The organism is Mesorhizobium silamurunense (assembly GCF_014843905.1).
GTDB classification, from domain to species: domain Bacteria; phylum Pseudomonadota; class Alphaproteobacteria; order Rhizobiales; family Rhizobiaceae; genus Mesorhizobium; species Mesorhizobium silamurunense.
In genome coordinates this window covers 17827-26997 of sequence record NZ_LPVS01000027.1, presented here as the reverse complement: position 1 = coordinate 26997, position 9171 = coordinate 17827, and the positions used below count along the sequence as shown (strand labels likewise).

The following is a 9171-nucleotide window of genomic DNA, read 5'->3' as shown; positions in this document are numbered from 1 at the left end:
GTGAGCGATCACGCCGGGCTTTGCATTTGCAGACGATCGATCGGCTACTGCTTGGCGTGCAGGTCGGTGCCGAGCGTGTCCCTGACGAAGATCATGCCGATGATGAGTGACATCGCGGCGATCACCACCGGGTACCAGAGGCCGTAGTAGATGTCACCCTTATAGGCGCTAAGCGCGAACACCGTCGCCGGCAGCAGGCCGCCAAACCAGCCATTGCCGATATGGTAGGGCAGCGACATGCCGGTATAGCGAATGCGAGTCGGGAACATCTCGACGAGGATCGCGGCGATCGGGCCGTAGACCATGGTCACGAGCAGCACCAGGATGAACAGGATGCCGATGGTCATTGGCCAGTTGATGGCCGCCGGATCGGCGACCATGGCGAAGGGACCGCCGCCGGGAATGTTGTAGACAGTGACCTCGGGCGCGCCGGCCGCTTCATCCTTGGTCAGCAGCTTGTCGGTGACCGCCTTGTCGGCCGGAACCGTCGTCTTCTCGCCGCCACGGATAGCTGCGGCATCGAGCTTCAGTTCCGGATTGGCGGCGACGAAGGCATCGAGCTTTTGGTCCGGCACCTTGGCTGCAGCGCGCTTCAGCGGATAACCGCCGTCCTGCAGAGACTTGTTGACTGCCTTCTGGAAGACGGCCTCCTTGGCCTTGGCCTGATCGCCGGCGGCGACGGCGTCATAGGATTCTACGGTCTCGTTGCCGATCTTGACCGTTGCCGCCGTGCCAGGCGCTGCCGTCGTAACGACGTCGTAAGGCACCGAGTTCTTGGTCAGGAACGAGGTCGCGATATCGCAGGATGTCGTGAACTTAGCCGTGCCGACCGGGTTGAACTGGAACCTGCAGTCGCCGGGGGCTGCCGTCACCGTCGCGCGCGTGTTCTGCTGTGCGGTAGCGAGCGCCGGATTGGCGGCCCAGGTCAGTGCCTTGAACAGCGGGAAGGTGCCGACGATTCCCAATGCCAGGCCAGCCATGATGATCGGCTTGCGGCCGATCTTGTCGGAGAGCCAGCCGAACACGACGAAGAAAATCGAGCCGACGGCAAGCGCGATGGCGATCATGATGTTGACCGACTGCGGGTCGACCTTCAGCACGTTCTGTAGGAAGAACAGCGCGTAGAACTGGCCGTTGTACCAGATCACGGCCTGGCCGGCGGTGAGGCCAAGCAGCGCCAGCAACGCGATCTTGGCGTTCTTCCACTGGCCGAAAGCTTCAGACAATGGCGCCTTGGAGCCCTTGCCTTCGTCCTTCATGCGCTGGAAGGTCGGCGATTCCGAAAGTGACAGCCGGATCCAGATCGAGATGGCGAGCAGCACAAAGGAGACGATGAAGGGGATGCGCCAGCCCCAGTTAGCGTAGGTTTCCTTGCTCAGCGAACCCTGGACGATCAGGATGACGATCAGCGACAGGAACAGGCCGAGCGTCGCCGTCGTCTGGATCCAGGACGTATAGTAGCCGCGGCGGTCGTCCGGCGCGTGCTCGGCGACATAGGTCGCGGCACCGCCATATTCGCCGCCGAGCGCCAGGCCCTGCAGCATGCGCAGCCCAATCAGGATCACCGGCGCTGCAATGCCCCAGCTGGCATAGCCGGGCAACAGGCCGACCAGGAAGGTCGACAGGCCCATGATCGTCATGGTGACCAGGAAGGTGTATTTGCGGCCGACGAGGTCGCCGATGCGGCCGAACACCAGCGCGCCGAACGGACGAACGAGAAAGCCGGCAGCAAAGGCCAGCAGCGCGAAGATGTTGCGCGTCGCCTCGGGGATGGTCGGGCTGAAGAAGGTCGTGCCGATAAAGGCGGCCAGCGAACCGTAGAGGTAGAAATCGTACCATTCGAAAACGGTGCCGAGCGAAGAGGCGAAGATGACCTTCTTTTCCTCCCGCGTCATGCCGCGGCTTGTTCCGCCGGCGGTCGATGCCATTGCCATTGATATATCCTCCCGTGGATCCCGTCTGTCCTCGATGGCTGCGCGCCATCGTCAGCAATTCCTCCGAACGCGGACTCAAACGCAGCCAACGAAGGAAAAAATGGCAGAAAGCGCCCGCGAAAGGCACCGCGACGATGGGATTATGACTTTCGTATTAGGTGCAATGCGAAAGCGGAGCGTGGCACTTGGAGTGGCCAGGCCCGGCGGATCGCCGACCCACTGCGAGTTTATTTCACGCAATTGCGGACGGAAAACCGCTGCGCACTTTTCCTGGAATTGCTTTAGGCTTTCAGCGCCTCGAGAAGGCTGACCGCCGCCATCATGTCGCGCTTGCGGGCGGAGCGGCGCGCGACGGCTTCGGCATCCTGGCCCCAATGCTCGATCTGCCAGTCCTCGTCGACATGGCCGGCGGCCCATGCTTCCTCGCCGTCGAGCTCGCCGAAATCGACGGCGAGCGCCAGCAGAGCCGAACCGGTCAGCGAGGTCATGACATGGATTGCACCCAGACGCAGCGGCTCGGCGCGCTGGGCAAGGTGGGCGCCAAGGACGGCGATCGTCTCGCGCGGCTGCTCGACATGGATGACGCCCTCGGCAAGATTGAAGCGCGCGCCAAGGCTGCTCCTCGCCCAATCGAGGACCGGGTCCCAGAGCCTGTTCTGCCGATCGACCAGTCCTTGCGGACTATCGGCGCGGTAGCAGAGCAGGTCCGACGACGCGAAACGCAGGACGTCTTCCAGCACCGCTTGCGGGTCGCTGGCGACGCCATCGATGGCCGTGTTGGCAAGGCGCATGACCGGCATGGTCACGGGGTCGATGACCTCGCTCTGCGCGGAAAACTCGTCAGCCACCAGCGTTGCAGCTTTTTCGGTCGGCAGCACCAGCAGCGCCTTTCCCGGCGTGCGGACCGGCTTGCCGTCGAGATGGACGGCAAAACCGTCTTCGACCGGAACCACCGAAGCCGCCTTGTAGAAGCGTTTCGGCAGCGGCGTCTTCATCTGGATCTGGGCGCGGCGCACCGGATCTGGATCGGAAAGCTGCTTTCCCGCTTCGAGGTCGTTGAGGATGTCGCGCATCTCGAACTCCTTAGGGTAAGGGCTGCCTGCGTGCAGGCCGGTTGACGATGATCAGCCCGGCGGCGATCAGGCCGAGCGCCAGGAAAATTCTGATCGTCAGCGGCTCGCCCAAAAGCACAGCGCCGCACAGAACGCAGAATACCGGCGACAGGAAGGCGAAGCTGGACAGACCTGCCGCCGGATAGCGCGTGAGCAGCCAGAACCACAACACATAGGTGAAGGCGACGACATAGAAAGACTGGAACATCAAAGCCAATGTCGGCAGCGCGGCAATCTCACGGATCAGCAGGCCGGCGAACGGCAGCACCAGGACGCCGACGACGGCAGCGCCCGCCAGCTGATAGAGCAAGAGCTTCTCTGCGCTGGTCGCGACCAGCTTCGAACGCTTGATGACGATGCTGGTCAACGCCCAGAGGATGCCCGAGCCGAGACTGAGCAGATCGCCCGTGAGTGTCGCATCCTTGCCGGCAACGATGCCGTCGGAGAACACGGCCATCAAGCCGCAGAAGGCAAGCATCAGGCCGCCGAGCTTGCGGGCGTTGATGCGCTCGCAGCAGAAAATGGCCGCCGATCAAGACCCAAAACGGCATGGTATTGACCAGGAGCGTGTTGCGGGCGACGGTCGTGTATTCCAGCCCGACGTAGAGAAACAGGAACTCGACGCCGAAGAGCACGCCGACGACAATGCCTGCGGTCAGCGTCCCGTCCGCTTCAAACAGCTTGATACCGCGCAAACGGCACCAGCCGAAAACGCAGAGCCCGCCGAGGATCGAGCGCGCGATCGACACGAACACCGGGTCGTAGCCGGCATAGGAGACCTTGGCGGCGACGTAGTTCAGCCCCCAGGACAGCGTCAGCCCCACCATGATGGTGGCCGCGGTCATGTCGACCGCATCGCGCCGATCGAACGTATCGGCGGCGCCGCTCAATTGTCGTCCTCCGCGCTCTGCTCATCGAAGCCGAGCAGGTTCCAGCTCTGGCGCATATGCGGCGGCATCGGCGCGGTGATGTCGATGACACCCTGGTCGGGATGAGGGATGACGATGCGGCGCGCGTGAAGATGCAGGCGATTCTGGATGCCGCCCGGAAATTCCCAGTTGGTGTCGGCCTCGAAATATTTGGGGTCGCCGATGATCGGGCAGCCGATATGGGCGGCATGGACACGAAGCTGGTGGGTGCGGCCGGTATAGGGCTCCATCTCCAACCAGGACAGCGTCTGCGCCGCCTGCTCGACGACGCGGTAATAAGACACCGCGTGGTCGGCGCCCTTCTCGCCATGCTTGGCGATGCGCACGCGGTCGCCGTCCGGCGTCGCCTCCTTGACCAGCCAGGTCGAGATCTTGTCCTCGCGCTTCGGCGGCACGCCTTTGACCAGCGCCCAGTAGGTCTTCTTCGTCTCGCGCGCCCGGAACGCTTCCGAGAGTTTCATGGCGGCAAGGCGGGTGCGGGCAACGACCAGCACGCCGGAAGTGTCACGGTCGAGGCGGTGCACGAGGCGAGGCTTCTCGCCCTTCTGGTTGCGCCAGGCCTCCAGCATGTCGTCGACATTGCGCGTGACGCCCGAGCCGCCTTGGACCGCGAGCCCCGCCGGCTTGTTGAAGACGAAGACTTTCGGGTCCTCGTGCAACAACATCTTGGCCAGCACGTCGGCATCGCCCTGGTTGCGGATCGAATGGCCGGTGAGCGCGGCTTCGCCCTTCTTGTCGACGTCGAGCGGCGGAATGCGCACGGTCTGCCCGGGCTCGACGCGCGAGTCGGCCTTCACCCGGCCGCCATCGACGCGGATCTGGCCGGAGCGCAGGAGCTTCTGCAGATGGCCGAAACCGAGGCCCGGATAGTGGACCTTGAACCAGCGGTCGAGCCGCATGCCCGCCTCGCCGGCCTCCACCGTTATCTGTTCAACGCCTGCCATGTTCGCTTTTCCATTCGAAAGCGGCGCCATAGCACTAAGGCAGGCATCTTGCGAGCCAAAGACCCAACAAAGCGCGACGATTGCCCCAAATCGTCGCGGATGACGGATCAGTCCGATCAGCCGTTCGAAGACGGCGCCGGCACGGCGCAAACCGTCGAGCGCGTCAGGAACCGCTTTTCGCGGCCGTTGTCGAGCGAGAACATGCCACCCCCGCCCGATACCACGTCGATGATGAGATCCGTGTGCTTCCAGGCTTCGAATTGAGAGGCGCTGATATAGACCGGCGTGTCGCCGATCTCGCCCAACCTCACGTCACTATCGCAGACGATGAACTCGCCGCGCGGGTAGCACATCGGCGAGGATCCGTCGCAGCAGCCGCCGGATTGATGGAATAGCACCGGACCGTGATCGGCGATGATCTCGGCAAGCAGCGCCTCGGCCTCCGGCGTAGCTGAGACCTTGCCCAATGAAGTCTTGTCCATGGAATCCTCCTCTGATGAAGGGAGGGCATGGCTTCCGCGCCCTCCCTCCGCTTCGCCCGGGAGGATCAGAAGAAACCGAGCTTCTTCGGGCTGTAGCTGACCAGCATGTTCTTGGTCTGCTGATAGTGGTCGAGCATCATCTTGTGCGTCTCGCGGCCGATGCCGGACTGCTTGTAGCCGCCGAAGGCGGCATGCGCCGGATAGGCGTGGTAGCAGTTGGTCCAGACGCGGCCCGCCTGGATGGCGCGGCCGAAGCGGTAGCAGCGGTTCGCGTCGCGGCTCCAGATGCCGGCGCCGAGGCCATAGAGCGTGTCGTTGGCGATCGACAGCGCCTCGTCATCGTCCCTGAAGGTCGTCACCGATACGACGGGACCGAAAATCTCCTCCTGGAAGATGCGCATCTTGTTGTTGCCCTTGAACACGGTCGGCTTGACGTAGTAGCCGCCGGCAAGGTCGCCCGGCAGGTGGCTCTGCTCGCCGCCGGTCAGCACTTCGGCCCCTTCCTGGCGGCCAATGTCGAAGTAGGAAAGAATCTTCTCCAGCTGCTCGCTCGAGGCCTGCGCGCCGATCATGGTGGCCGGATCGAGCGGATCGCCCTGAACGATCGCTTCGACCCGCTTCAGCGCGCGTTCGATGAACTTGTCGTAGATCTTCTCATGCACCAGCGCGCGGCTCGGGCAGGTGCAGACCTCGCCCTGGTTAAGGGCGAACATCACGAAGCCCTCGATCGCCTTGTCGAAGAAGTCGTCATCCTCCGCCGTCACATCCTGGAAGAAGATGTTGGGCGACTTGCCGCCGAGCTCGAGCGTCACCGGAATGAGGTTCTGCGAGGCATATTGCATGATCAGCCGGCCCGTCGTCGTTTCGCCGGTGAAGGCGATCTTGGCGATGCGGTTCGAGGATGCCAGCGGCTTGCCGGCTTCGAGACCGAAGCCGTTGACGATGTTGAGCACGCCCTCCGGCAAAAGATCGCCGATGAGGTCGGCCCAGAGCATGATCGTCGCCGGCGTCTGCTCGGCCGGCTTCAGCACCACACAGTTTCCGGCGGCAAGCGCAGGCGCCAGCTTCCAGCAGGCCATGAGCAGCGGGAAGTTCCAGGGGATGATCTGGCCGACGACGCCGAGGGGCTCGTGGAAATGGTAGGCGACGGTATCGTGGTCGATCTCAGAGATCGAGCCTTCCTGGCTGCGGAGCACGCCTGCGAAATAGCGGAAATGGTCAATGGCCAAAGGAAGGTCCGCCGCGGTCGTCTCGCGGATCGGCTTGCCGTTGTCCCAGGTTTCGGCAAGCGCCAGCAGATCGAGGTTCTCTTCCATGCGGTCGGCGATGCGATTGAGGATCAGGGCGCGCTCCGCCGGGCTGGTCTTGCCCCAGGCATCCTTCGCCTTGTGCGCGGCATCGAGCGCCGCCTCGACGTCCTTCGTATCCGAGCGGGCGATCTCGCCCAGCGGACGGCCCGTAACCGGCGAGATGTTCTCGAAGTATTTGCCGGAGTGCGGCGCCGTCCATTTGCCGCCGATAAAGTTGTCGTAACGCTTGGCGAAAGGAACCTTGGCCGTGCGCGAAAATTCTACCTTGTTCATCACTTCCTCCCTAAGAAGCGCGCTGCGGGATGCGGCGCGTCAGGAGGAAAGGTTGCGGATAGGGTTCGGTTTGTCAGCCCGGGGCCGAGCGATCACGGCCGCCGAGTGTCGCAGAACTGCGACAGATCAGGGCCATGAAATCAATGCGGACGGCGGATAGCGAAACGGACAAGCTTGCGATGCAGCGTCGCGCGCGAAATGCCGAGGTTTTGGGCCGCTGCAGAGACATTGCCGCCGGCGCGCGCCATCGCCCGCTGCAGCGCACCGCGCTCGGCATCGTCGAGGTCTTCCGCCTTAGCGGGATCGCCGAGGACGTCGGCGGCCAGCAATCCCTTGGCGAGCGCTTCGCGCGTAATGCCGAGAGCCAGCCGCGCAGTACGAGTTGCGCCGACCACCAGGTCGTCCGCGTCGACGGCAATCAGAGCTCCGGCGCTGCGTTCGGCGACTGGGGCCAGGAGGATGCGGGCGTTGGAATACACCATGCGGAAATTCTCCGCTTCGATGCGGCGCGCGGCGTCCCCCACCGCGACAGCGATGAGCTGGACAAAACCTTCCGTCAGGTCCGACCGGCATGACGACACGTCCAGCGCCGCGGCCAGATTGCCTTCGTGGTCGTAGACCGGCGCCGTCGTGCAACTGAGGAGCGTGTTGCGGGAGAAGAAATGCTGGTCGCGGTGGATGGTCAACGCCCGCTGGTCGGCAATGCATGTGCCGATGCCGTTGGTGCCTTCGCTGTCCTCGCTCCAGACCGTGCCGGTCCACAGGCCCCATTCATCGAACGTCTCGTCGTCGGCGACGGCGCCTCTGCGCTCGACCGGAATGCCGTCGCGGTCCGCCAGCATCACGCAGCAGCCGATGCCGCCGACCGCAAGATAGAGCCGGTTAAGGCTCGACTCGGCGGCGCGGATCATTTGCTCCATGCGCTGCCGGGCTTCTCTGAGCTCGCTCTCGGTCAGCCGCCTGGGTGCCTTGCGTTCGGCGGGATCGAGATGATGCAGTTGCAGCGAGCGCCGCCATGAGGCGACCAGCGCCGAATGGGCCGCGTCGCTTTTCGCGATCGAGACCTGGACCAGATCCGCATGCACGGCTGCTTGCCGTCCGATCAACCTAATCCCTCCGGGTGAGCGGAACCTCCTTCCGCTCCGTCGTTATGTTCCAAGAACATAACCGACACCTAGAGTTCTAAAGGTCGGCGCCCGCCGGTGCCATAGGACGATGGTTTAAGGCGCGCGGCTTGAGCGAAGGTCTAAGCCTTCGATCTTGTTGAGGATCAGTTGGCCGGCGCCTTCTTCTGCTTGGACGAGCCGATCATCTTCCAGTTCTTGTAGAACATGGAATTGATGCGTTCGACGCTTACCGAGACGACGGCGAGAAGGCCGGCGATGAGGCCGGGGAATGGCGATGGACGGATGATATCCATGAATACGCAGTAACGGCGCCCGTCGTACTCGTTGACCGAACGATGCAGCAGCGTATCGTCGAAAATGTAGAGCGGATTGTCGTGCCAGTAATTCCTGGCGTTGTTGCACTCGACGAAAATCTCGGCCTTCACCGGCAACAGGTTGTAGAGGATGCGCAGGCTGAGCCGCAGCGGCCCGAAATGCCAGGAGGTCGATTCCCTGCCCCTGAAGACCGAGACCGCGATGGTCTTGATGTATTTGAAATCCTTGTTGAATTCCGCGACGTTGTCGATCTTGTGCTTGCCGTACCACTGATAGACATACATGCCGCGCCGGCCGGTGCCGAAATTGGCGTCGATATCGGCGATGATCTCGTCCTTGCGAGCCTTGAAGACGTCGAGAACCTCGTTGACCTCGCGCTGATAGTCGGCGGGAAACTGCTCCAGCTTCCATACGCCCGGGTTTCGGTAGCAAAGCAGGTCGACCAAAAGATTGAAGGGGGACAGCAACCAGGTGAAGATGCCGTTGCCGAGGAAATAGCCGCGGAACAACGACAGATCCCTGTTTGCGTTGCGCAGCACATCGATCACACCGCAGACGATCCAGATCGTCGTCAGGATCGGGATGAAATAAAAGCCGAGCGCGAGAAGCGGGACTGCGATCGCAGCCTGACGAAGGGTCTTACGGGTTTGCTTTGTCATAGTCTTTCGCGCGGTAGCGCGATCCTGTTCGCATGAGCCAAATCACGGCGACCCCCGCCAGCCGTGCGCCTTAATAGGATTTTTCA

At 62.9% G+C, this 9171-nt stretch carries 7 protein-coding genes and 1 pseudogene; all 8 read right to left on the bottom strand.

Annotated elements, in window-relative coordinates; genetic code table 11:
* Nucleotides 1-44 precede the first annotated feature (44 nt).
* Entirely contained in the window at nt 45-1934 is a 1890-nt protein-coding gene (locus tag AU465_RS06010) for an MFS transporter (RefSeq protein ID WP_192244890.1), read from the bottom strand.
* A 281-nt stretch (nt 1935-2215) separates the two neighbouring features.
* Nucleotides 2216-3007, bottom strand: coding sequence for an ATP12 family chaperone protein (locus AU465_RS06005; RefSeq protein ID WP_192244888.1), 792 nt, complete (start codon nt 3005-3007; stop codon nt 2216-2218).
* Between the two features lie 10 nt (nt 3008-3017).
* Nucleotides 3018-3891, bottom strand: a pseudogene (locus AU465_RS06000) (DMT family transporter).
* A 41-nt stretch (nt 3892-3932) separates the two neighbouring features.
* Nucleotides 3933-4919 carry an RluA family pseudouridine synthase gene (locus AU465_RS05995; RefSeq protein ID WP_192244886.1) on the bottom strand — a complete coding sequence of 329 codons (987 nt, stop codon included), beginning with the start codon at nt 4917-4919 and terminating at the stop codon, nt 3933-3935.
* 116 nt (nt 4920-5035) lie between these two features.
* Nucleotides 5036-5401 carry a DUF779 domain-containing protein gene (locus tag AU465_RS05990; RefSeq protein ID WP_192244884.1) on the bottom strand — a complete coding sequence of 122 codons (366 nt, stop codon included), beginning with the start codon at nt 5399-5401 and terminating at the stop codon, nt 5036-5038.
* A gap of 65 nt (nt 5402-5466) precedes the next feature.
* Complete coding sequence (adh, locus tag AU465_RS05985; RefSeq protein WP_192244882.1) at nt 5467-6984, bottom strand: aldehyde dehydrogenase; 1518 nt, start codon at nt 6982-6984, stop codon at nt 5467-5469.
* A 140-nt stretch (nt 6985-7124) separates the two neighbouring features.
* Entirely contained in the window at nt 7125-8090 is a 966-nt protein-coding gene (locus tag AU465_RS05980; protein WP_210325007.1) for a helix-turn-helix domain-containing protein, read from the bottom strand.
* Nucleotides 8091-8254: 164 nt separating this feature from the next.
* Nucleotides 8255-9085: an aspartyl/asparaginyl beta-hydroxylase domain-containing protein gene (locus AU465_RS05975; protein ID WP_192244879.1), complete on the bottom strand. Its 831-nt coding sequence runs from the start codon at nt 9083-9085 to the stop codon at nt 8255-8257.
* Nucleotides 9086-9171: the final 86 nt, after the last annotated feature.